The following is a 21,524-nucleotide window of genomic DNA, read 5'->3' as shown; positions in this document are numbered from 1 at the left end:
GGACATGACGATTCTCGTAACAGGCGGCACCGGCAAGACCGGCCGCCGGATCGCTGCCAGGCTCCAGACTCTCGGACATGCCGTACGGGTCGGCTCGCGTACCGGCGCCCCGCCCTTCGACTGGGCGGACCGCGCCACCTGGGGTCCCGCCCTGGACGGGGCACATGCCGCCTATATCGCCTACTATCCCGACCTGGCCTTCCCCGGCGCGCTGGAGGACCTGCGGGCGTTCACCGAACAGGCGGTCGAGGCGGGCGTCGCGCGGCTGGTGCTGCTGTCGGGCCGCGGCGAGGCGCTGGCCGAGGCCGGCGAGCAGGTGGTGCGGGAGTCGGGCGTCGCCTGGACGATCGTGCGCTGCGGCTGGTTCATGCAGAACTTCTCCGAGGGCTACCTGCTGGAGCCGGTGCGCGACGGGGTCATCGCGCTGCCCGCCGGCGACGTGGCCGAGCCGTTCGTGGACGTGGACGACATCGCCGACGTCTCGGTGGCCGCCCTCACCGAGGACGGGCACGCGGGCATGCTGTACGAGCTGACCGGGCCGAGGCTGCTCACCTTCGCCGACGTGGCGGCCGAACTGTCGAAGGCGACCGGCCGCGACATCACGTACGTGCCGGTCACGGCCGGGGAGTACGCGGCGGGTGCCGCCGCCCACGGCGTGCCGCCGGGCGAGATCGAGCTGCTGACCATGCTCTTCACCGAGATCCTCGACGGGCGCAACGCCTACGTCACCGACGGCGTGCGGGCCGCGCTGGGCCGCCCGGCGCGGGACTTCACCGGCTTCGCGCGGGACAACGCCGCGGTGTGGGTGGCCGGCGGATGACCGGCGGGTGAACGCTCACCGCGACCACGCCTGCCGGGACCCCGTTTCCGCTAGCCTCGCCTCGTTGCGTTCATGCGCTCCTGGGGGGAAGGTGCGGGCATGATCGGCTGGATGGAAGCCGTGGTGCTGGGGCTGCTGCAAGGGCTGACGGAGTTCCTGCCGATCTCCTCCAGCGCGCACATCCGCGTCGCGTCGGCGTTCTTCGGCTGGGACGACCCCGGCGCCGCCTTCACCGCGGTCATCCAGCTCGGCACCGAGACGGCGGTGCTGATCTACTTCAGGAAAGACATCTGGCAGATCACCTCCACGTGGACCCGCTCCCTGTGGACCCCCGCCCTGCGCGGCCACTTCGCCGCCCGCATGGGCTGGTACGTGATTCTCGGCAGCGTCCCCATCGGCCTGCTCGGCCTGCTTCTCAAGGACCAGATCGAGGGCGTCTTCCGCGACCTGCGGCTGGTCGGCACCACGCTGATCGTGTTCGCGCTGATCCTGTGGTTCGCCGACCGCACCGCCCGCAACCAGCTCACGCTGGTCAAGCACCTCAACGTGCCGCACTCGGTGGCGTTCGGGCTCGCCCAGTCGATGGCCCTCATCCCCGGCGTCTCCCGCTCGGGCGGCACCATCACGGCCGGCCTCCTGCTCGACTACCGGCGCGAGGAGGCCGCCCGCTACTCGTTCCTGCTGGCGATCCCCGCCGTCCTCGCCTCGGGCCTGTACGAGCTGTCGGAGATCGGCGGCGCCGACACCCCGGCCTGGGGGCCGACGATCCTGGCCACGGTGATCTCCTTCGTGGTGGGTTACGCCGCCGTGGCCTGGTTCCTGCGCTACATCAGCACCCACAGCTTCACCGGCTTCGTCGTCTACCGCATCGCCCTGGGCTTCTTCGTCATCCTCGCGGTGACGCTGGGCTGGATCCCCGCCGTCGGCTGACGGCGCCGCGCTGACCGCCGTCCGGGGAGCCGCCCGCGACCGGCCGGTACGTCACCAGGGTGAACAGCACGGTCGCCAGACCGAGGGCCGTGGCCAGCACGATCACGCCGGTCCGGCCGTACCCGTCGAGGACCAGGCCGCCCGCGACGCCCGCCAGCACGAGACCCGCGTACTGCGCCGACGACAGCAGGCCGAGCCCGGTCGCGACGTTGCCCGGCAGCGCCGCCACCACCCGGTACTGCTGCGCGGGCGCCACCAGCCAGCCCAGCGCGCCCCACAGGAACGCCCAGACCAGGGCGACGGGCAGGGCCAGGTTGGCCACCGGGATGAGCGCCATGAGGATCGTGGACGCGCTCAGGCCGGCGAGCACCATGCGGCGCGGCCCGTACGCGTCGGTGAGCCGGCCGCCGAGCTGGTTGCCGACGACCGCCCCGACCCCCCACGCCCACAGCACGGCGGCGGGCGGCAGGTCGAAGAGCGAGCCGAGGTAGGTGTAGGCGCTGAAGGCGGAGGCGAACATCAGCAGCTGCGTCGCCAGCACGGCGAGCACGCCCCGGTCGGCCAGCGGGGCGAACCGCTCGCGCAGCCCGCCGGAGACCATGACCCGCACGTCGGGCACCAGGGCGGCGATCCCGGCGAAGCCGAGCACCGCCAGCCCCGTCACCAGCCAGATCGTGGCCCGCCAGCCGGCCACCCCGCCCAGCCAGGTGCCGAGCGGCACCCCGACGGCCGTGGCCACGCTGAGCCCGCCCATGACCAGCGCCAGCGCCCGTCCCCGATGTCCGGGCCCGGCGAGCGCGGAGGCCACCCCCGAGGCGGTCGGCGTGAACATGGCGGCCCCGGCCGCGGCGAGCACCCGCGTGGCCACCACCAGCGGGTACCCGGGCACGACGGCGGTCAGCGCGTTGCCCAGCACGAACACGCCCAGCCCGAGCAGCAGGAGCGTCCGGCGCGGCAGCGCCGCGGTCACGGCGGCGAGGATCGGCGACAGCACGGCGTACGCCAGCGCGAACGCGGTCATCAGCTGGCCGGCGGCGGCCACGGACACGTCCAGGTCGTCGGCGATCGGGGTCAGCAGCCCGGCGATGACGAACATGCCGGTGCCTACGGCGAAGTTCCCGGCGGCGAGGGGGTAGAGCCGGCGATCCACGGTTCCTCCGGGGCGATCAGTTGGATGTCCATCAAACTGACGGATAGTTGGATGGTTGTCAAACAGTGAGATTGGATATCGTGAGGGCATGCGCGCCCTGCCCCACCCGGCCATCCGGGACATCGAGCTCACCGAGGTGCTGCGCGCGCTCGCCGACCCCGTACGCCTGGCGGTCGTCGCCCGCCTGGCCGCCGAGGGGGAGCTGACGTGCGGCGGCCTGAGCGGCCAGGTGGGCGTGCACAAGTCGACCGCCTCCCACCACCTGCGCACGCTGCGCGAGGCGGGCGTCGTCATGACCAGGCAGGAGGGCCGGCAGAAGTTCATGAGCCTGCGCCGCGACGACCTCGACGCGCGGTTCCCCGGCCTGCTCGACTCCGTGCTCACCGCCGCCGCCGTGACCGCCCCCTCCGCCGTTCATGCCGCCGGCTGACACGCTGCCGATCCGGCGGGTGGTGCCGGACCTGCTGGCCGCGCTGGACGCGCACGGCGGCGCGGTGCTGACGGCCCCGCCCGGTACGGGCAAGACCACGGTGGTGCCGCTCGCCCTGGCGGAGTCGGGCCTGCGGGTGCTGGTGGCCGAGCCCAGGCGGCTGGCGGTGCGCGCCGCGGCCCGGCGGATGGGCGTCTCCTACGCGATCCGCGGCGAGCGCCACACCGGCGCCAACCCCATGGTCGAGGTCGTCACCACCGGCGTGCTGCTGCAGCGGCTCCAGCGCGACCAGGAACTGGCCGGGGTGGACGCGGTCATGCTGGACGAATGCCACGAACGCCACCTGGACGCGGACACCGCCCTGGCGTTCCTGCTGGACGTGCGGGAGACGCTCCGGCCCGGCCTGCGGCTGATCGCCGCCTCCGCCACCGCCGACGCCGACCCCTGGACACGGCTGCTCGGCGGCCCGGTGGTGGCCGCGTCCGCCGTCGCCCATCCCGTCGACGTCGTCTGGGCGCCGCCTCCCCGCCCGGTCGCGCCGCCGCACGGGCTGCGCGTCGACCCCGCCCTGCTGGCGCACGTCGCCGCCGTCGTCCGGCGCGCGCTCGCCGAACGGGACGGCGACGTGCTGTGCTTCCTGCCGGGCGTCGGCGAGATCGCCAGGGTGGCGGGGACGCTCGACGGCGTCGAGGTCCTCCAGGTGCACGGCCAGGCCCCGGCCCGGGTCCAGGACGCGGTGCTGTCGCCCGGCACGTCCCGCCGCGTGGTGCTGGCGACCTCGGTGGCCGAGTCGAGCCTGACGGTGCCAGGGGTACGGGTCGTGGTCGACTCGGGCCTGGCCCGCGAGCCGCGCACCGACCACGCCCGCGGCCTCGGCTCCCTCACCACGGTGCGGGTCTCCAAGTCCTCGGCCGGCCAGCGCGCCGGCCGCGCGGGACGGGAGGCGCCGGGCGCGGTCTACCGCTGCTGGTCCGCCACCGACCACGACCGCCTGCCCGACCATCCGCGCCCGGAGATCGCCCTCGCCGACCTGAGCGCGTTCGCCCTCCAGGCGGCCTGCTGGGGCTCGCCGGACGCCTCCGGCCTGGCGCTGCTGGACGCGCCGCCTCCCGCGGCCCTGGCCGCCGCGCTGTCCACCCTGCGCGCCCTCGGGGCGGTCGAACCCGCGGGCGCGACCGTACGGGTGACCGGGAGGGGGCGGCGGATGGCGCTGGCGGGCGTGCACCCCCGGCTGGCCCGCGCCCTCCTCGACCTGGGCCCCGACGCGGCCGAGGTGATCGCGCTGCTGTCGGAGCAGCTTCCCCGCGACGCGGGCGACGACCTCGTGGAGGTCTGGCGCACGGCCCGGCGCGGGCGCGACGCCTTCACCGCCCGCTGGCGCGCCGAGACCCGCCGCCTCACCCGCGCCACCACCCCCACACCTCACCACCCGCGGGCAGCAGACCGCCACCCGCCGGAGACGGACGCCCGCTCGTCCCGCCGCGCGCGGCAGGCGGACTCCTCCTCCGCTGCTCACCCGGGACACGCGGACGAGGTGGCCGGGCTCGCTGTGGCGTTGGCGTTTCCCGAGAGGGTGGCACGGCGGCGCGGGGGCGGCTACCTCATGGCGTCCGGCACCGAGGCGCAGCTCGCCGAGGGTTCCAAGCTGGCGTCCGCGCCGTGGCTGGCCGTCGCGGTGGCCGACCGGCCCACCGGGTCGGCGTCGGCCAGGATCCGCCAGGCGGTGGTGATCGACGAGGAGATCGCCAGGCGGGCGTACCCGGTGACGGTCGAGGAGGAGGTCGCCTGGAAGGCGCCGCCCGGTTCCAGGCGGGGAGACGTGACCGCCCGCCTGGTCGAGCGGCTGGGCGCGATCGAGCTGTCCGCCACGCCGCTGCCCGACGCCGACGTGCGCGACGCGCTGCTGTACGGGCTGCGCACCGAGGACGTGCTGACCTGGACGAAGGAGGCGCGTGCGGTCAGGGACCGGCTGGCGTTCTGTCACCGCGCCGCCGGCGGGCCGTGGCCGGACGTGAGCGACCTGGTCGCGCTGGCCGACCGGTGGCTGGAGCCGGAGCTGTCCCGGGCCCGCCGCCGCGCCGACCTGGAGCGGATCGACGTGGCGGCGGCGCTGCGGCGTCTGGTGCCGTGGAGCGAGCGGCTGGAGGCGGTGGCGCCGGAGCGGATCGAGGTCCCCACCGGCTCCCGCGTCCGGATCGACTACGCGGGCGAGCAGCCGGTGCTGGCGGTGAAGCTGCAGGAGTTGTTCGGCTGGCAGGAGGCGCCCCGGATCGCGGGCGTGCCGCTGCTGATCCATCTGCTCTCGCCGGCGGGCCGGCCGGTGGCGGTGACGGCGGACCTGGCGTCGTTCTGGCGCGACGGCTACCGCGCGGTGCGCGCCGAGCTGCGCGGACGCTACCCGAAGCACCCCTGGCCGGAGGACCCGCTGACGGCCGCTCCCACCCGGAGGACCAAGTGATCGCCGAAGCCGCGCTGAACAACGCCGCCTGGTGCGAGGCCCTGTGCCGCGCCCACGGCCTGCCCGGCGTCCTCACCCAGCGGGCCTGGACGAACCCGCGCCGCACCCCGCCCTTCTACCCCGACGCCGTCACCCTCTCCCCCGAGGCGACGGACGCCGACGTCCTCCCCTTCATCGACGCGACCCCGGGCGCCTCGATCAAGGACAGCTTCGCCGTCCTCGCCCCGCCCGGCTTCGAGCTCCTCTTCGAGGCCACCTGGCTCCACCGCCCGAGCGCCGCCCAGGCGGGGCCCGCCGGCGGGTGGGAGGTGGTGCGGGACGAGCGGGCGCTGCGGGCCTGGGAGCGGGCCTGGGCCGGGGAGCGGGGCCTGTTCCCGGCCGCGCTGCTCGCCGACCCGTCCGTCAGGGTCCTCGCGGGCCGCGAGGGAGGCGAGACGGTACGCGGGTGCGTGCTCAACGAGACCCCCGGCGGCCGGACGGTGGGGATCTCGAACCTGTTCGGCGACGACGCCTGGCCGGGCGCCGTCGCGCTGGCCGCCGCCCTCTTCCCCGGCCGTGACCTGGTCGGCTACGAGACCGACCCGGGGCCGGCCGTGGCGCACGGCTTCATCCCCGCCGGCCCCCTGCGGGTGTGGCTGAGAGGTTAGCCGTCACCTGGTCGAAGGTGGTCGCCTCGACGGTCCGCGGCGATTCGACGCCGAGGTCCTTGAACCCGCTGGAGGTGCCCACGCACACCACCGGCCCGTCGAAGGCCGCCCCCAGCTTCCGGTAGCCCGCCAGCCCGGCCGCGCCGGACAGCTCCTGCCAGAGCCCTTCGCGGCCGAGGTCGCGCTGGGCCGCCCGCAGCTCGTCGTCGGTGACCAGGACCGCGCCGCCGCCGCTGTCGCGCACCGCGCGAACCCCCCGGTGCCCGCCCACCGGAGAGGCGATCGCGTACGCGTCCGTGGCGCCGAGGCCGACGATCGCGGCCGGGGCTCCGGAGGCGACGGCCCGCGCGTGCGGTCCGCCGGCGGCCGGCTCGCAGGAGAACATCCGGGGCGCGGTCCCCGCGACGCCGAGCCGCCGCAGCTCGGCGAAGCCCTTCCAGACCCCGTACAGCAGCTCGGCGTACCCGGTCGGCGCGAACACGGCGGCGGGCGGCCGGCCGAGCTGGACGAAGATCTCGTAGGCGATGGTCTTGTAGCCTTCCGGCCCGTACGGATGGCCGGTGTGGGTGACGGTCTGGTTGCTGACCGGGTGATAGCCGAGCCGGTCCACGATCTCGCGCATCAGCGGCCAGCGCCGCTCGACCGGCACGCTGAACACGTCCGCTCCGTACGCCCGGACGAAGGACTGCACGGCGGGCGGCGACGCGGCGGAGGTGAGCACGATCGCGGGCAGGCCGGCGCGGGCGGCGTAGGCGGCGGCCGAGGCGCCGTGGTTGCCGGAGGAGGCGACGACGACGCCCGGCGCGCCCTCGGTGAGCGCGGCGCTGACCGCGACCCGGTTGAGCCGGTCCTTGTGGGACCAGGTGGGGTTGCGCGACTCGTCCTTGACGTACACGCCGCATGCCTCCAGCAGCGGCGTGCCGCCCTCGCCGAGGGTGGGCGCGGGCAGCGGCGGCAGCAGCGGCGCCCATCGCGCGATGTCGGGGCCGGCGGGCTGGTCGAACAGCCCGGGGGGCACGCGGTCGTAGGCGTAGTCGATTTCGACGGGATAGGCGAGGTCGGCGGTGCCGGTGCGCGGGCAGCCGCGGGTGAGCGGCGGCCGGAGGGGATAGGCGATCTCGGGGTCTCCGAGCGAGCGCTGGCCGGTGGCGAGCGAAACAGGTTCCTGAGGCACGCGGACGAGGATAGATGAGCTAGCATAGTGATATCACTTCGATAGCAAGGAGACGCGATGGAGCGACGGGCGTTCAGGGTCAACGGGTTCGTGGTGGTGCTCGTCCTGGTGGTGCTGGGCGGCGCGGCCCTGGCCGCCGGCCTGAGGTCGCCGGCGCTGCTGATCGTGCTCGGCTCGGTCTGGGGCGTGCTGGCGATGCTCGCCGCCTCCGGCCTCACGATCGTCAACCCGAACGAGGCCAAGGTCGTGCAGTTCCTCGGCCGTTACGTCGGCTCGGTGTCCGACGCGGGGTTCCAGTGGGTGCTGCCGCTCACCACCAAGCGCACGGTCACGCTGCGGGTGCGCAACTTCGAGACGGCCAAGCTGAAGGTCAACGACGCCGACGGCAGCCCGGTCGAGATCGCCGCGGTCGTGGTCTACAAGGTGGTCGACAGCGCCAAGGCCGTGTTCTCGGTGGACAGCTACGAGGAGTACATCGCGATCCAGTCCGAGGCGGCGGTCCGCCACCTGGCCACCACGCACCCGTACGACTCCCACGACCCGGAGCGCACCAGCCTGCGCGACGGCGCCGAGGTGGCCACGGAGCTGACCACCGAGCTGCGCGACCGCACCGAGCTGGCCGGGATCGAGATCCTGGAGGCCCGCATCACCCACCTCGCCTACGCCCCCGAGATCGCCCAGGCCATGCTGGTCCGCCAGCAGGCCGGCCAGGTCGTGGCGGCCCGCGCGCGGATCGTCGAGGGCGCCGTCGGCATGGTCCAGCTCGCGCTCAACCGGCTCGCCGCCGAGGGCGTGGTCGAGCTCGACGAGGAGCGGCGGGCTCAGATGGTGTCCAACCTCCTGGTCGTCCTCTGCGGCGACCGGGCGACCCAGCCGGTGGTGAACGCCGGCAGCCTGTATGCCTGAGCGCAAGAAGCTCCTGCTGCGCCTGGACCCGGCCGTCTACGACGCCGTCGCCAAGTGGGCGGCCGACGACCTTCGCAGCGTCAACGCGCAGATCGAGTACGCGTTGCGGCTCGCGCTCAAACAGGCGGGCAGGGAGCAGAAGCCGGGGAAAGAACCTCGCGCGGAAGAGTAGAAACCTGCACACTCTAGGCATGTCGTGGGCAGGCAGATCCGCCATGGAGATCGCGGCGGCCGTACGTCAGGGAAAGGTGCCGGCCACGGCGGTGGCCGAGGATCATCTGCGCGCGATCGCCGGGCGCGATCCCCGGGTGGGCGCGTTCCGCGCCGTGCGCGAGCGCGCGCTCGACGAGGCGCGGGCCGTGCAGGACCGGCACGACCTGTCGGAGCTGCCGCTCGCCGGGGTCCCCGTCGCGGTCAAGGACAACGTGGAGGTCGCCGGCGAGCCGATGCGGCTCGGCTCGGCGGCCACCTCCGACGCCCCGCGGGCCGCGGACCACGCGACGGTGGCACGGCTGCGGGCCGCCGGCGCGGTGGTGATCGGGCTGACGAACGTGCCCGAGCTGGCGCTGGTGGGGTTCGGCGACAGCGCGTACGGCACCGTGCGCAACCCCTGGGACACCACGCGCACGGCGGGCGGGTCGTCGTCCGGCAGCGCCGCCGCGGTGGCGGCGGGCATGGTGCCGCTCGCGCTCGGCAACGACGGCATGGGCTCGCTGCGCATCCCGGCGGCGTGCTGCGGGGTGCCGGCGCTCAAGCCGGGCACCGGCCTGGTCCCCGCACCGACGGACGACTGGCGCGGGCTGTCGGAGAACGGCCCGATCGCCGCGAACGTCCCCGACCTGGCGCTGATGCTGTCCGTGCTGGCCGCCGACCCCTCGCTGGCCGAGGCGTGGCGCTCCGGCCGGCGCACCGAGCCCAGCCGGCCGCCGCTGCGGTCGGTGTGGGCGGACGACGAGGCGGTGTGGGAGCCGCCGCCGCCGAAGAACGGGCCCGAGCCGTTCGACCTGCGGGTGGCGTACGCGCCGCAGCCGCTCCCTGTGGGCGCGCCGATGGACGGCGAGTTCCGGGCGGCGGTGCGCGGGGCCGCGGAGACGCTGCGCCGGGCCGGGCACACGGTGGTCGAGCGGACGAGCCGGTTCCCCGCCTGGCTCGCCGCCGCCACCATCGCCGCCTGGCTGACCAGGGCCGCCGAGTCGGCCGCCCCGTACGACGCCCGCGCGCTGGAGCGCCGCAGCCGCGCGCTGGCCAGGGCCGGGCGGGTGCTCGGCCGCCTGCGCGCGAACGGCGACCAGGGCCGCGACCGGTGGCGCGACTACGGCGCCGACCAGTGGTTCGGCGACGCCGACGTGCTCATCACGCCCGCGCTGGCCGCAATCCCGCCGAAGGCCGAGCGGTGGGGCGAGCGCGGCTTCGTCCGCAACGCCGTCGTCAACGTCCGGTACGCGTCCGCCACCGGCGCCTGGAACATGTGCGGCTGGCCCGCGATGGCGGTGCCGGTGGCCACCCACTCCACGGGCCTGCCGATCGCCGTGCAACTCGTCGCCCCGCCCGGCGGCGAACCCCACCTGCTCGGCCTGGCGGCCCAGCTCCAGGCCGCCCACCCGCCGCTGCGCCCGCCCGGGTTCTCCGGCTGAGCCGGCTCAGCCCGGCGCCACCGTGAAGCGGGACAGCTCCCTCCTCCCGTCCGTCACGATGAACTCGACGCGGTCCCGGCCGTGGGAGAGGACGAACTCGTCGTCCCCGTCGCCGTCGAAGTCGCCCGCCGCGTACGGCCGGCCCGGCCGTACGCCGCCGAGCTCGGCTCCGGCGCGCAGGCCGCCGGGGCCGCCCCGGAAGACGCGGACCGGCCGGTACCGCTCGTACGGCCCCCCGCCGCCGAAGGCGAGGTCGTCCCGGCCGTCACCGTCGAAGTCCCCCGCGATCGCCGGGCCCGCCGTCCCCTTGTGCGTCGCGGTGCGGCCGTTCCCGTAGTAGACGGTCAGCGTCCGGTCGACCGACGGCGGCTCCGTCTCGTAGCCGGGCTCGTTGTTGCGGCTGCCGCTGTCACCGACGGCGACGTCCCTGGCGCCGTCGCCGTCGAAGTCGCCGAACGCGGCCGACAGCCCGCCGTTGAGCCTGCGTCCCTCCTTCGCCGGCCCGCCGGGCGAGGCGCTGAGCAGCCAGCCGGCGGACTGGTCGTCGTCGCCGGGTTCGTACACGATCAGCCCTGTCGCGTGCCGGCCGTCGATCCTGTCGGCGGCCAGCTGCCAGAACTCCTCACCGGACGGCGACGGCCTGGCGGTCCACCGGGCCGGTGTGCCGTCACGGCGGAAGGGGCCGGACAGGACGACCAGCTCCGTGTCGGAGAAGCCGCCCTCGGGCCTGGCCGACGCCGCCAGGTCGGCGAAGCCGTCGCCGTCGAAGTCGCCCGGGATCACCGAACCGCCCGCCTGGCTGCTCTTCACCGGCCACGTCACCAGGGTAGGCGTGCCGTCCGTGAGCCCGCGCGGGCCCCAGAAGACGCACAGCCTCGGCCCGGCCTCGCCCGGCTGGATGCCGAGGACGTCGGCGAAGCCGTCGCCGTCCAGGTCGGCCCCCCAGCCGCTCGCCGGGAGCTTCGGGGCGCAGGCCGGCTCCGGCGGGACGACCGTGCGGCTGCGGAGGTCCAGTCCCCGGGCCGAGCCGTGGACGATCGCCTGATACCGCCGCCCGTCGGGCGCCTCGGCCTGGACCACCAGGTCCGCGCGACCGTCACCGTCGAGGTCGTCGGCGCCCGAGCCCCGTCCGGCCGCCCCGGGCGTGACGGCCGCGGTGCCGGACGGGGTGGACGGGGAGGACGGGACGTCGGACCGGGTGACCGACGGGGCCGGTGTGGGGGTTGCCGCGCCGGGCGCGGGGCGGGGGTCGCCGCCGCATCCCGCGACCAGGAGGCCCAGCGCCAGCACGATCGTCACCTGTCGTGGCACGGCACCGACCCTAACCGCCTCAGACCCCCATGGGGTGCCAGACCGTCTTCGTCTCCAGGAAAGCGGTCATGCGCCCGGTGCCGGGGTCGGCCGCCCAGTCGTCGCCGGACGGGCGGACCACCCGCTTGAGGTTCTCCGCCGCCTCCTGCTCGCAGCGCAGCGCCAGGTCGGGGTCCGTCACGCCGGTCAGGTCCAGCGCGTTGACGTCCATGTGCGCCGCCAGCCAGGGGGCCAGCTCCGCCTGGTGGCCGGTGAGGATGTTGACCACCCCGCCCGGCAGGTCGGACGTGGCCAGCACCTCGGCCAGCGTGATCGCCGGCAGCGGGGTGCGCTCCGCGGCCACCACCACGCACGTGTTGCCGGTGACGATCACCGGGGCCACCACCGAGACCAGCCCGAGCAGCGGCTCGCCGGGCGCCACCACGGCGACCACCCCGGTCGGCTCGGGCGTGGACAGGTTGAAGTACGGTCCCGCCACCGGGTTGGCGGTGCCGTGCACGGACGCGATCTTGTCGGACCAGCCCGCGTACCAGACCAGCCGGTCGATCGCCGCGTCCACCGACTCCAGCGCGGCCTTCTTGCCCAGGCCCAGCTCGTCGGCGAACTGGGCGCGGCGGCCCTCCAGCATCTCGGCGATCCGGTAGAGGATCTGGCCGCGGTTGTAGGCGGTCGCGCCGGACCAGCCGGGAAACGCCTTGCGGGCGGCCGAGACCGCGTCCCTGGCGTCCTTACGTGAGGCGCGGGAGGCGTTGGCGAGGAAGTCGCCCTTGGGTGAGGTCACGGGGTAGGACCTCCCACTCTCCGAACGCGGGAACGCCCCGCCGATGTACAGCTTGTAGGTCTTGCGGACGGCCAGCCTACTCATCGCCGCGCCCCCTCCACGTGATCTCCTGAGCGGTCTCGACCGGCACGAACACCTGGCCGCACCGGCTCACGCCGCAGCGGTGGGCGTACCAGCCGGTGCGGACGGGCCGGCCCGCGCGGGCGAAGGCGTGGCCGCGGGTGGCCTGGGCGCGGGTCCCGCGCCGGCGGCCGCGGCGGTGGTCACACGTCAAGGTAGGCCTCCAGTCCGCGGAGACCGCCCTCGCGCCCGTACCCGGACTCCTTGTAGCCGCCGAACGGCGAGGCCGGGTCGAACCGGTTGAACGTGTTGGCCCACACCACGCCGGCCCTGAGCTTGTCGGCCAGCCACAGGATGCGCGAGCCCTTCTCGGTCCAGATGCCCGCCGACAGGCCGTACGGGGTGTTGTTGGCCTTCTCGACGGCCTCGGCGGGGGTGCGGAAGGTGAGCACCGACAGCACCGGCCCGAAGATCTCCTCCCGGGCGATCCGGTGGGACTGCGCCACCCCGGTGAACAGGGTGGGCGGGAACCAGTAGCCGCGCTCGGGCAGCTCGCAGGCGGGCGACCAGCGCTCGGCGCCCTCCGCCTCGCCGGACTCCGACAGCCGCCGGATCCGGGCGAGCTGCTCGGCCGAGTTGATCGCGCCGATGTCGGTGTTCTTGTCGAGGGGGTCGCCCAGCCGCAGCGTGGCCAGCCTGCGTTTGAGCATCGTGAGCAGCTCGTCCTGGATCGACTCCTGCACCAGCAGCCGCGAGCCCGCGCAGCAGACGTGGCCCTGGTTGAAGAAGATGCCGTTGACGATGCCCTCGACCGCCTGGTCGAGCGCCGCGTCCTCGAACACGATGTTGGCGGCCTTGCCGCCCAGCTCCAGGGTGAGCTTCTTGCCTGAGCCGGCGATCGTGCGGGCGATGGCCCGGCCGACGTCGGTGGAGCCGGTGAAGGCCACCTTGGCGACGTCGGGGTGCGCGACCACGGCCGCGCCGGTCTCGCCCGCGCCGGTGACGATGTTGACCACGCCCGGCGGCAGTTCGGCCTGCAGGCAGATCTCCGCGAACAGCAGCGCGGTCAGCGGCGTGGTCTCGGCGGGCTTGAGCACCACCGTGTTGCCGCAGGCCAGCGCCGGCGCGATCTTCCAGGCGAGCATGAGCAGCGGGAAGTTCCACGGGATGACCTGGCCGGCCACGCCGAGCGGCCGCGGGTCGGGCCCGAACCCGGCGTAGGAGAGCTTGTCCGCCCAGCCCGCGTAGTAGAAGAAGTGGGCGGCGACCAGCGGCACGTCGACGTCGCGCGCCTCGCGGATCGGCTTGCCGTTGTCGAGCGACTCCAGCACGGCCAGCTCCCTGGCGCGTTCCTGGATGATGCGGGCGATCCGGAACAGGTACTTGGCCCGCTCGCCGCCGGGCAGCCCGCTCCAGGCGTCGAACGCCTTGCGGGCCGCCTGGACGGCGCGGTCGACGTCGTCGGAGGAGGCGGTGGCGACCTCGGCCAGGGTCTCCTCGGTGGCGGGGTTGACGGTCTTGAAGGACGGCCCGGAGCCGTCGACGAACTCGCCGCCGACGAACAGGCCGTAGGACGGCTTGATGTCGACGACGTCGCGCGACTCGGGCGCGGGGGCGTACTCGAATATCGACATCGCCATCAGTCCAGGGTGAAGTAGTCGGGGCCCGCGTAGCGGCCGGTGGCGAGCTTCTGACGCTGCATCAGCAGGTCGTTCAGCAGGGAGGAGGCGCCCAGCCGGAACCAGTCGGGGCTCAGCCAGTCGTCGCCCGCGGTCTCGTTGACCAGGACGAGGTTCTTGATCGCGTCCTTGGTGGTGCGGATGCCGCCGGCGGGCTTGACGCCCACCTGCCGCCCGGTCGCGTCGCGGAAGTCGCGCACGGCCTCCAGCATGACCAGCGTCACGGGGAGCGTCGCCGCCGGGGACACCTTGCCGGTGGACGTCTTGATGAAGTCGCCTCCGGCCAGCATGGCCAGCCAGGACGCGCGGCGTACGTTGTCGTAGGTCGCCAGTTCGCCGGTCTCGAGGATCACCTTCAGGTGGGCGTCGCCGCAGGCGGCCTTCACCGCCTGGATCTCCTCGTAGACCTTGAGGTGGTCGCCGGCGAGGAACGCGCCGCGGTCGATCACCATGTCGATCTCGTCGGCGCCGGCGGCGACGGCGAGCTTCGTCTCGCTCACCTTCACCTCCAGCGAGGAGCGGCCGCTGGGGAACGCGGTGGCCACCGAGGCCACCTTCACCCCTGAGCCGGCCAGCGCCTGCGCCGCGACGGGAACGAGGTCGGGATAGACGCAGACGGCGGCCACCCGGGGCGCGCCTTCACCGGGGTGCAGCGCCTTGGCGCAGAGCGCGCGCACCTTGCCGGGAGTGTCGGCGCCTTCGAGGGTGGTGAGGTCCACCATGGAGATCGCCAGGTCGATGGCGCGGGCCTTGGCCGTGGTCTTGATCGAACGGGAGCCGAGCATCGCCGCCCGCTGGTCGGCGCCGACCCGGTCGACGCCGGGCAGGCCGTGCAGGAATGCTCGCAGGGTGGCCCCGGAGGAGGCGACGTCCGCGAGCGTGGTCGTCACAATTGACACCCTCACAGCATCGCCGACCGGTGTCCCTACGTCCAAACCGGAGCCCGGGGCCGATCTAGGTATGGGGCGTAGAGCGGAGATAGGACATCCATCCGATGTGCCGGGGAGGGCCTTAGGCCGAACCTTGAAGTGTCGGGAAAGACCCCTCTCAAGGAGATCGCGTGATGAACCCGGAGATCGAGTTCCAGTTGATGAAGAGTCAGGCGGACGAGCTGCACCAGGCCGCCGCGCGGCACCGCCGGGTGCGCGAGGCCCGCCGGGCGAACAAGACCGAGCGCCGCTCGGTGTTCGGCAAGCGCCGTTCGTCATGACCCGCACACGAGAGCCCGGCCGCATCCTCCCTCGCGGCCGGGCCTCGCAACCCCCTTAAATGCGTCGATCGCATCGGATAAGGCGTGACATGCTGGATGACATGCTGGGACGCTCGGTGAGCCCCGTCTTCGTGGGGCGGCGCGAGGAGATGACGGCGCTGACCGACGCCTTGGCCGAAGCGGGGGCGGGCACCGCCACGGCCGTGCTGCTGGGCGGCGAGGCGGGCGTCGGCAAGACCCGGCTCGTCCAGTGCTTCGCCGAGCAGGCGGCCCGCGACGGCGTCCGGGTGCTGACCGGCGGCTGCGTGGAGCTGTCCACCGAGGGCCTGGCGTACGCGCCCTTCACCGCCGTGCTCCGGCAGCTCGTCCGCGAGCACGGCACCGGCGGGGTCGCCGGGCTGCTGCCCGACGGGGCCGAGCGCGACCTGGCGCGGCTGCTGCCCGAGTTCGGCGAGCCGAGCGGCGACGGCGAGACCGAGGCCGGCCGGGCCAGGTTGTTCGAGCAGATCCTCACGCTTCTGGAGCGGCTGGCCGACACCGCCCCCACCGTTCTGATCATCGAGGACATCCACTGGGCCGACCGGTCCAGCCGCGACCTGATCGCCTTCCTCAGCCGCAACCTGCGCGTCCCCCAGGCGCTGCTGGTCATGACGTACCGCTCCGACGACCTGCACCGCCAGCATCCGCTCCGGCCGGTCCTCGCCGAGCTCAGCCGGGTCAACGGCGTGCTCCGGCTCGACCTGCCCCGCCTGTCGCGGGAGGAGGTCGCCCAGCAGATGGCCGGCATCCTCGGCCGCGCCCCCGAGTACGCCAAGGTGGAGAAGGTCTACGAGCGCAGCGAGGGGATCCCGCTGTTCGTCGAGGCCCTGCTGGAGGAGGGCGGCGACTGCACGTCCTTCCCCGAGTCGATGCAGGACCTCATACTGAACGCGGTCGAACGGCTGCCCGAGGAGACCCAGCGGGTGCTGCGCATGGCCGCCGCGGGCGGCACGCGCGTCGGCCACGCCCTGCTGTCCGCCGTGAGCGGCCTGGCCGACGTGGAGCTGGAGGCGGCGCTGCGGCCGGCCATCGCCGGCAACGTGCTGCAGATCGCCGACAACCGCGCCTACGTCTTCCGCCACTCGCTGATCCGCGAGGCCGTCCACGAGGAGCTGCTGCCCGGCGAGCACCAGCGCCTGCACGCCCGCTACGCCGAGGAGATCTCCAAGGACCACGAGCTGGTCCCGCCCGGCCGCGCCTACGTCGAGCTGGCCCACCACTGGTACGGGGCGCGCGACGACGTCCACGCGCTGACGGCCGCCTGGTGGGCCGCCAAGAAGTCGTTCAAGGCCTTCGCCTACGCCGAGGCGGTGCCGCTGCTCGAACGCGTGCTCATGCTCTGGGACCGGGTGCCCGACGCGGCGGAGCGGATCGGCGCCGACCACACCGCCGTGCTGGAGAAGGCCGCCGCGGCGGCGCAGGCGGGCGGCGAGGTGGACCGGGCGATGAAGTTCGTCAAGGCCGCCCTGGCGGAGCTGGACGAGGCCAGCGAGCCCGGCCGGGTGGCCGGGCTGATCGTCCGCCGGTCCCATCTGAAGGTCTCCAAGGGCCAGGTGAGCATGGTGGACGACCTGCGCCACGCGCTCAAGCTGGTGCCCGAGCCCGGCGAGGCCAGGGCCGAGGTCCTGGTGCCGATGAGCCAGCACCTCATGCTGCGCGGCGAGGCCGCCGAGGGCGCCAGGTACGTGGAGGAGGGCCTGCGGCTGGCCCGTGAGCTGGGCGACCGGTGCCTGGAGGCCGACCTGCTGCTCAACCTGGCGCTCGGCCACTCGCTCGCGGGCGACATCGAGGGCACGGTCGCCGCCAACCAGCGCGCGCTCGACCTCGGCAGGCAGGAGAACTCCGGCCGCGTCATCACCCGCGCGATCGGCAACATGATCGACTCTCTGCTGGAGACCGGCCGCTGGGAAGAGGCGCTGCGGCTGTCCGAGGAGGGCTGGCGGGAGGCCAAGCGGTTCGGCAGGCTGCGCGCCAGCGGCCTGTTCGTGCTCAACAACAGGGCCGAGACGCTGGAGGCCATCGGCCGCTGGGACGAGGCCATCGAGACGGTCGAGCGGGCGCTCAGCTTCGGGCCGTCGCTGCGCACCCGCCACCACCTGATGCGGGTACGCGCCGACATCGCGCTCGGGCGGGGCGAGGTCGAGCTGGTGGAGGGCATCCTGTCGGAGATCGGGGTGCTCAAGGAGCGCCCGGAGGACTTCGTCCAGGACATCACCAACAGCACCCGGCTGCACATGGGCTGGCACATCCTGAGGGGCGAGCCGGCGTACGCCCTGGCGGCGGCCGAGCGGATGCTGGCCCGGCCGGAGCAGTCCAGCAAGGCCATGCTCGGCTGGCGGCTGCTCGCCCTGCTGCGCACCGTCTGCGACGCGGCCGAGGGCGCCGAGCCGGAGCGGGTCCGCGCGCTGCGCGAGCGGGCCGCGGGCATGGCCGCGCGGCTGTCGGTGACGGGGCCGGTCGCCGAGGCCTACCGGCTGACGTACTCGGGCGACTTCGACGCCTCGGCCGCCGCCTGGGAGCGGCTCAACCGGCCGCACAACCAGGCCAAGGCGCTCGTCCGGGCGGCCACCGTGGCGGCGCGCACGGGCGACAGGGACGGCGCCGCCGCGCGGCTGGCGACCGCGCTGCCGAAGGCGACCGCGCTGCGGGCGGCCCCGCTCGTCGCCGAGATCGAGGCGCTCTCCCGGCGCGTGGGCGGGGCCCAGCGCCCGCAGGAGTCCTCGGAGCTGCTCACCCCCCGCGAGCTGGAGGTGCTCCGCCTGGTCGCGCTGGGCCGGACGAACCGCGACATCGCCAAGGAGCTGTTCATCTCCGCCAAGACCGTCAGCGTGCACGTCTCCAACATCCTGGCCAAGCTCGGCGTCACCACCCGGGGCGAGGCGGCCGCCGCCGCGCACCGCCTCTCACTCCTGTCCCGGTAGTTGTAGCGAGCTCGTTACCGTTAGTCAGCTTTGTCTGTGGTTGGCTTGACTCTGACTCGGTAACGCGGCAGGAGTGGAGCAACGGTTGTCAAGGTTCGACTGGCGTCACACGGCGTTCGCGCCCGCGACGGCCACGGTGGTCGCGTTCCTGTCCTACGTCGCCGGCGCGGTCGGCGCGCTGCTGGAGTCGGTGGGCGCCACCACCGTGCCCGCCGCCGCGGAGCTGGTGGTGACGCTGATCATCGCCGTGTTCCTGACCACCGTGCTGCGCATCGCCAGGACGGTGCCGGACATCCGGCAGGAGAGCGCCGCGACCGCCCGCGCCGCCGCCGGCGTGCAGGCGGTCAGGCCGGGCGACGACACGCTCGTGGCCCGGCGGCTGCGGCTGTTCAGGGAGGCCGCCGAGGCCGGCAACGACGCCGAGGCGGTGCTCAGCGCCCGCTCCGCGCTGGACGAGGCCGAGCTGGCCAACCGGCACCATCTCGACCACGCGCTGATCTGGGCGCTGCCCGTGTTCGGGTTCATCGGCACCGCGCTCACCATGGCCACGATGGTCACCGCGTTCGGCGACGCGCTCGACGGCAGCGGCGACCCGGCCGCCCTGATGGCCGCGCTCAAGGGGCACGTGCTGCCCGAGCTGGCGTCCGCGTTCGGCGTCACGCTGGTCGCGCTGTTCCTGAGCGTGCTGGCGTTCGGCGCGATGGCTCTGGCCGAGCGGGCCGAACGGGCGGGCGTGGCCGCCGCCGACGAGGTGTTCCTCGACCACCTCGCGCGCCTGCCCGCCCGGCGGTCCGCCTCCGCGCCGCACGGACTGGCCGAGGAGCTGGCCCGGTCCAGGAGCGGGACCGAGGAGCTGGTCAAGGGCCTGGACTCGCTGCGCGCCGCCGTGGACGCGCTGACCGCGTCCCAGAGCGGCCCCCACCGCTACACGCTGGTGAGGGAGCCGTGAGGAGGCGGCCCGCCCGACCCTTCGGGCCACCGCTCGACCTGCGGTTCATCGACCTGTTCATGGCGATCGTGCTGGTGCTGGCGTTCATCGCGATCATGCTGACCGTGGTGGCCAGGATGCTGCCCGCGCAGACCGTACCCCCGCCCGGCGCCCGCCAGGAGACGGTCGCCGAGCTGAGGAAGCAGCGCGACGCCGCCGTGGCCGCGCAGCGCCGGACCGAGGCCGAACTGCGCGCCACGCGGGCGTCGATCGCCGAACGCGCCACGTTCGCCCTGCCGTGGTGGCTGATCGGCGGCTGCGCCCTGCTCGGCGCGCTCGTGGTCCACCTGCACTGGCGGATCAGGCTGTGGCGGCGCGGCGACCTGCCGCGCCTGCGCACCTGGCTGCTGGTCACGGCGGTGGTGGCCGTCGTCACCTGGGCGCTGCGCTCCAGCAGCGACGGCGACGGCCGCCTGATGCTCGCCGAGATCCCGTGGTGGGCGGCCGAGGCGCTCTGCCTCGGCCTGCTGCTCGTCGCGTACGTGCTCGTCAGCGACATCAGGGCCGGCCGCCGGACGCTCAGTGCGCTCCGGTCACGATAGCGCTCCGGTCACGATAGGACGAGGGCGTCGACCAGCATCACGACGCCGAAGAGCGCGAACGCGGCCGCCGCGCCGTAGCGGACCGCCTTCTCCGGCAGGTTCCTGCCCAGCAGGCGACCCACCAGGATGGCCAGGGCGTCCGCGGCCACCATGCCGACGGTGGAGCCGATCCACGTGCCGACCCAGCCGTACGAGGTCGCGAGCGTGATGGTGGCGAGCATGGTCTTGTCGCCCAGCTCACTGAGGAAGAACGCGACCGTCACCGCGATCAGCGCGCTGCGGGTGGCGCGCGACGCCTTGCGCGACTCCTCCTCGGTCAGCTCGTCGCCGCGCAGCGTCCAGAGGGCGAAGCCGAGGAAGGCCACGCCCGCGACGACGGAGATGGCGGTGGTCGGCAGCGCGTCGCCGATGAGCCCGCCGATGGCCACACTGCCCAGATGGACGGCGGTGGTGGCGATGGTGATGCCGGTCAGCACCACCCAGGCCTTGTGACGGGCGGCGAAGGTCATCGCCATGAGCTGGCTCTTGTCGCCCAGCTCTGCCAGGAAGATGGCGCCCAGACTGATCCAGAAAGCTTCCACGGTCCTCTCCCGCGCGACCGGACCGTGGGCGCACCCGGGGAGTTTCGGGCACGGCTTCGGCCCGGCAGCGTCTTCGTACGCGACTGCCAGGCCGAAGGTCTCGTCCGCCCGTGAGGCCCGCGTGACCGGGCGCGCGAACGCGCCAGTGTGTCGATCACGCGATTGGGACTACTCCCCTTCGGTGTTTCAACCCACCTTAACAGCGGGCCCAGCGCGGGGTATTCCCCGGGTCAGAGCGCGCAGCCGACCATCACGGGCTCGTTGACCAGCGTGACGCCGAACTTCTCGCGCACGCCGTCGCGCACCTCCCTGGCCAGGGCCAGCAGGTCGGCGGTGGTGCCGGCGCCCTCGGGGTTGGTCAGCGCGAGGGTGTGCTTGGTGGAGATGCGCACCGGGCCCCGGGCGTAGCCCTTGGGGAAGCCCGCCTGCTCGATCAGCCACGCCGCGGGCACCTTGACCAGGCCGTCGGGCAGCTCCCAGCGCGGGTGGCCGGGGGCGTGGGCGGCCAGCTCCGCCGCCTGCGCCGCGGTCAGGACCGGGTTGGTGAAGAACGAACCGGCGCTGCGGGTGTCGGGGTCGCCGGGGTCGAGCACCATGCCCTTGCCCCGGCGCAGCTCCAGCACCGCCTCGCGGGCCCGGGCCAGCGGCACGCGGCCGCCGGGCTCGACGCCCAGCCGGGCCGCCAGCTCCTGGTAGGCCACCGGGCAGGACAGCTCGGCGAGGTCGAGCGCGTACGTCACCGAGATCACCACGTAGCGGGACAGGTCGCGCTTGAACATGCTGGTGCGGTAGGCGAACCCGCACTGGCGGGCCTCCAGGTCGACCACGTGGCGGGTGCGGCGGTCGTAGGCGCGCACGCACCGGACGGTCTGCGCGACCTCCTGGCCGTAGGCGCCGACGTTCTGGATCGGGGTGGAGCCCACCAGGCCGGGGATGCCGGACATGCACTCGATGCCCGCCCAGCCCTCGGCGACCGCGCGGGCCACCAGCGGATCCCAGTCCTCGCCCGCCTCGACCGTCACGAGCACCTGCTCGCCGTCGCGGGACACCGACACGCCCTTGGTGGCCACCCGGATGACCAGGCCGTCGAAGCCCGCGTCGGACACCACCAGGTTGCTGCCGCCGCCGAGCACCAGCGTCGGCCGGGCGGCCTGGTCGGCCTCGGCCACCAGGGAGACCAGGTGCTCGGCCGTGTCGGCCAGGGCGAAGTCGAGGGCGGGGCCGCCCAGCCCCAGGGTGGTGTACGGCGCGAGCATCTCCATA

The 21,524-nt window shown here is 74.1% G+C and carries 21 protein-coding genes; 12 read left to right on the top strand and 9 right to left on the bottom strand.

The window, feature by feature from the left end:
- Window positions 1–4: 4 nt before the first annotated feature.
- A complete protein-coding gene (locus tag ACQEUU_RS06235) occupies window positions 5–820 on the top strand; it encodes an NmrA family NAD(P)-binding protein (RefSeq protein ID WP_433061502.1) in 816 nt (271 codons plus the stop codon).
- Between the two features lie 99 nt (window positions 821–919).
- Window positions 920–1,750 (top strand): undecaprenyl-diphosphate phosphatase, encoded by an 831-nt coding sequence (locus ACQEUU_RS06230; protein ID WP_433061499.1) that lies wholly within the window; start codon window positions 920–922, stop codon window positions 1,748–1,750.
- Here the strand turns inward: ACQEUU_RS06230 and ACQEUU_RS06225 are convergent.
- Complete coding sequence (locus ACQEUU_RS06225; RefSeq protein WP_433061496.1) at window positions 1,707–2,900, bottom strand: MFS transporter; 1,194 nt, start codon at window positions 2,898–2,900, stop codon at window positions 1,707–1,709. The genes ACQEUU_RS06230 and ACQEUU_RS06225 overlap by 44 nt on opposite strands.
- An 88-nt stretch (window positions 2,901–2,988) precedes the next feature.
- Here ACQEUU_RS06225 and ACQEUU_RS06220 point away from each other — a divergent pair, with 88 nt between their 5' ends.
- The 3 genes from ACQEUU_RS06220 to ACQEUU_RS06210 are packed head-to-tail and all read left to right on the top strand — an operon-like array spanning window position 2,989 to window position 6,435.
- Window positions 2,989–3,330 (top strand): ArsR/SmtB family transcription factor, encoded by a 342-nt coding sequence (locus tag ACQEUU_RS06220; protein ID WP_433061493.1) that lies wholly within the window; start codon window positions 2,989–2,991, stop codon window positions 3,328–3,330.
- Complete coding sequence (hrpB, locus tag ACQEUU_RS06215; RefSeq protein ID WP_433061490.1) at window positions 3,317–5,788, top strand: ATP-dependent helicase HrpB; 2,472 nt, start codon at window positions 3,317–3,319, stop codon at window positions 5,786–5,788. The genes ACQEUU_RS06220 and hrpB overlap by 14 nt, the downstream gene beginning before the upstream one ends.
- Window positions 5,785–6,435 (top strand): hypothetical protein, encoded by a 651-nt coding sequence (locus tag ACQEUU_RS06210; RefSeq protein ID WP_433061487.1) that lies wholly within the window; start codon window positions 5,785–5,787, stop codon window positions 6,433–6,435. The genes hrpB and ACQEUU_RS06210 overlap by 4 nt, the downstream gene beginning before the upstream one ends.
- Here ACQEUU_RS06210 and ACQEUU_RS06205 read toward each other — a convergent pair.
- Window positions 6,395–7,609 carry a threonine synthase gene (locus ACQEUU_RS06205; protein ID WP_433061484.1) on the bottom strand — a complete coding sequence of 405 codons (1,215 nt, stop codon included), beginning with the start codon at window positions 7,607–7,609 and terminating at the stop codon, window positions 6,395–6,397. The two genes, ACQEUU_RS06210 and ACQEUU_RS06205, sit on opposite strands and share 41 nt — an antisense overlap.
- Window positions 7,610–7,666: 57 nt before the next feature.
- Between ACQEUU_RS06205 and ACQEUU_RS06200 the strand changes: the two genes are divergently transcribed.
- Genes ACQEUU_RS06200 through ACQEUU_RS06190 form a run of 3 tightly spaced genes read left to right on the top strand, consistent with a single transcriptional unit; the run spans window position 7,667 to window position 10,149 of the window.
- Complete coding sequence (locus ACQEUU_RS06200; RefSeq protein ID WP_433061481.1) at window positions 7,667–8,515, top strand: SPFH domain-containing protein; 849 nt, start codon at window positions 7,667–7,669, stop codon at window positions 8,513–8,515.
- Window positions 8,508–8,687 (top strand): hypothetical protein, encoded by a 180-nt coding sequence (locus tag ACQEUU_RS06195; protein WP_433061478.1) that lies wholly within the window; start codon window positions 8,508–8,510, stop codon window positions 8,685–8,687. Before ACQEUU_RS06200 ends, ACQEUU_RS06195 begins: the two co-directional genes overlap by 8 nt.
- A gap of 19 nt (window positions 8,688–8,706) precedes the next feature.
- The gene (locus ACQEUU_RS06190) at window positions 8,707–10,149 is read left to right on the top strand and encodes an amidase (protein ID WP_433061475.1); all 1,443 of its coding nucleotides are present in this window, start codon (window positions 8,707–8,709) and stop codon (window positions 10,147–10,149) included.
- A gap of 6 nt (window positions 10,150–10,155) precedes the next feature.
- Here the strand turns inward: ACQEUU_RS06190 and ACQEUU_RS06185 are convergent, their stop codons facing one another.
- From ACQEUU_RS06185 to deoC, 5 genes are read right to left on the bottom strand one after another with little or no spacing between them, the layout of a single operon-like run.
- Entirely contained in the window at window positions 10,156–11,460 is a 1,305-nt protein-coding gene (locus ACQEUU_RS06185) for an FG-GAP-like repeat-containing protein (protein ID WP_433061472.1), read from the bottom strand.
- Window positions 11,461–11,479: 19 nt separating this feature from the next.
- Window positions 11,480–12,325: an aldehyde dehydrogenase family protein gene (locus ACQEUU_RS06180; RefSeq protein ID WP_433061469.1), complete on the bottom strand. Its 846-nt coding sequence runs from the start codon at window positions 12,323–12,325 to the stop codon at window positions 11,480–11,482.
- Window positions 12,318–12,515, bottom strand: a complete 198-nt coding sequence (locus tag ACQEUU_RS06175) for a hypothetical protein (RefSeq protein ID WP_433061466.1) — start codon at window positions 12,513–12,515, stop codon at window positions 12,318–12,320. Before ACQEUU_RS06175 ends, ACQEUU_RS06180 begins: the two co-directional genes overlap by 8 nt.
- On the bottom strand, window positions 12,505–13,941 hold the full coding sequence (locus tag ACQEUU_RS06170; protein ID WP_433061463.1) for an aldehyde dehydrogenase family protein: 1,437 nt from the start codon (window positions 13,939–13,941) through the stop codon (window positions 12,505–12,507). Before ACQEUU_RS06170 ends, ACQEUU_RS06175 begins: the two co-directional genes overlap by 11 nt.
- Window positions 13,941–14,870 carry a deoxyribose-phosphate aldolase gene (gene deoC / locus ACQEUU_RS06165; RefSeq protein WP_433061460.1) on the bottom strand — a complete coding sequence of 310 codons (930 nt, stop codon included), beginning with the start codon at window positions 14,868–14,870 and terminating at the stop codon, window positions 13,941–13,943. Before deoC ends, ACQEUU_RS06170 begins: the two co-directional genes overlap by 1 nt.
- Before the next feature lie 173 nt (window positions 14,871–15,043).
- Here deoC and ACQEUU_RS06160 point away from each other — a divergent pair, with 173 nt between their 5' ends.
- The 4 genes from ACQEUU_RS06160 (at window position 15,044) to ACQEUU_RS06145 (ending at window position 19,680) form a co-directional block, all read left to right on the top strand.
- Complete coding sequence (locus tag ACQEUU_RS06160; RefSeq protein ID WP_433061458.1) at window positions 15,044–15,190, top strand: hypothetical protein; 147 nt, start codon at window positions 15,044–15,046, stop codon at window positions 15,188–15,190.
- A 101-nt stretch (window positions 15,191–15,291) separates the two neighbouring features.
- Window positions 15,292–18,150 (top strand): helix-turn-helix transcriptional regulator, encoded by a 2,859-nt coding sequence (locus ACQEUU_RS06155; RefSeq protein ID WP_433061455.1) that lies wholly within the window; start codon window positions 15,292–15,294, stop codon window positions 18,148–18,150.
- 85 nt (window positions 18,151–18,235) lie between these two features.
- Window positions 18,236–19,099 carry a hypothetical protein gene (locus ACQEUU_RS06150; protein WP_433061452.1) on the top strand — a complete coding sequence of 288 codons (864 nt, stop codon included), beginning with the start codon at window positions 18,236–18,238 and terminating at the stop codon, window positions 19,097–19,099.
- On the top strand, window positions 19,096–19,680 hold the full coding sequence (locus tag ACQEUU_RS06145) for a hypothetical protein (protein WP_433061449.1): 585 nt from the start codon (window positions 19,096–19,098) through the stop codon (window positions 19,678–19,680). The genes ACQEUU_RS06150 and ACQEUU_RS06145 overlap by 4 nt, the downstream gene beginning before the upstream one ends.
- Before the next feature lie 8 nt (window positions 19,681–19,688).
- On the opposite strand, the gene ACQEUU_RS06140 is transcribed toward ACQEUU_RS06145, so the two are convergent.
- Both ACQEUU_RS06140 and ACQEUU_RS06135 read right to left on the bottom strand, forming a co-directional pair.
- Window positions 19,689–20,261: a TMEM165/GDT1 family protein gene (locus ACQEUU_RS06140; protein WP_433061446.1), complete on the bottom strand. Its 573-nt coding sequence runs from the start codon at window positions 20,259–20,261 to the stop codon at window positions 19,689–19,691.
- Window positions 20,262–20,491: 230 nt separating this feature from the next.
- Window positions 20,492–21,523: a UDP-N-acetylmuramate dehydrogenase gene (locus ACQEUU_RS06135; protein ID WP_433061444.1), complete on the bottom strand. Its 1,032-nt coding sequence runs from the start codon at window positions 21,521–21,523 to the stop codon at window positions 20,492–20,494.
- Between the last annotated feature and the right edge of the window lies 1 nt (window position 21,524).

The organism is Nonomuraea sp. CA-218870, from assembly GCF_050936535.1.
Taxonomy (GTDB): Bacteria; Actinomycetota; Actinomycetes; order Streptosporangiales; family Streptosporangiaceae; genus Nonomuraea; species Nonomuraea corallina.
Note: the sequence above shows the minus strand (reverse complement) of the source record. Positions and strands in the feature narration are given on the sequence as shown.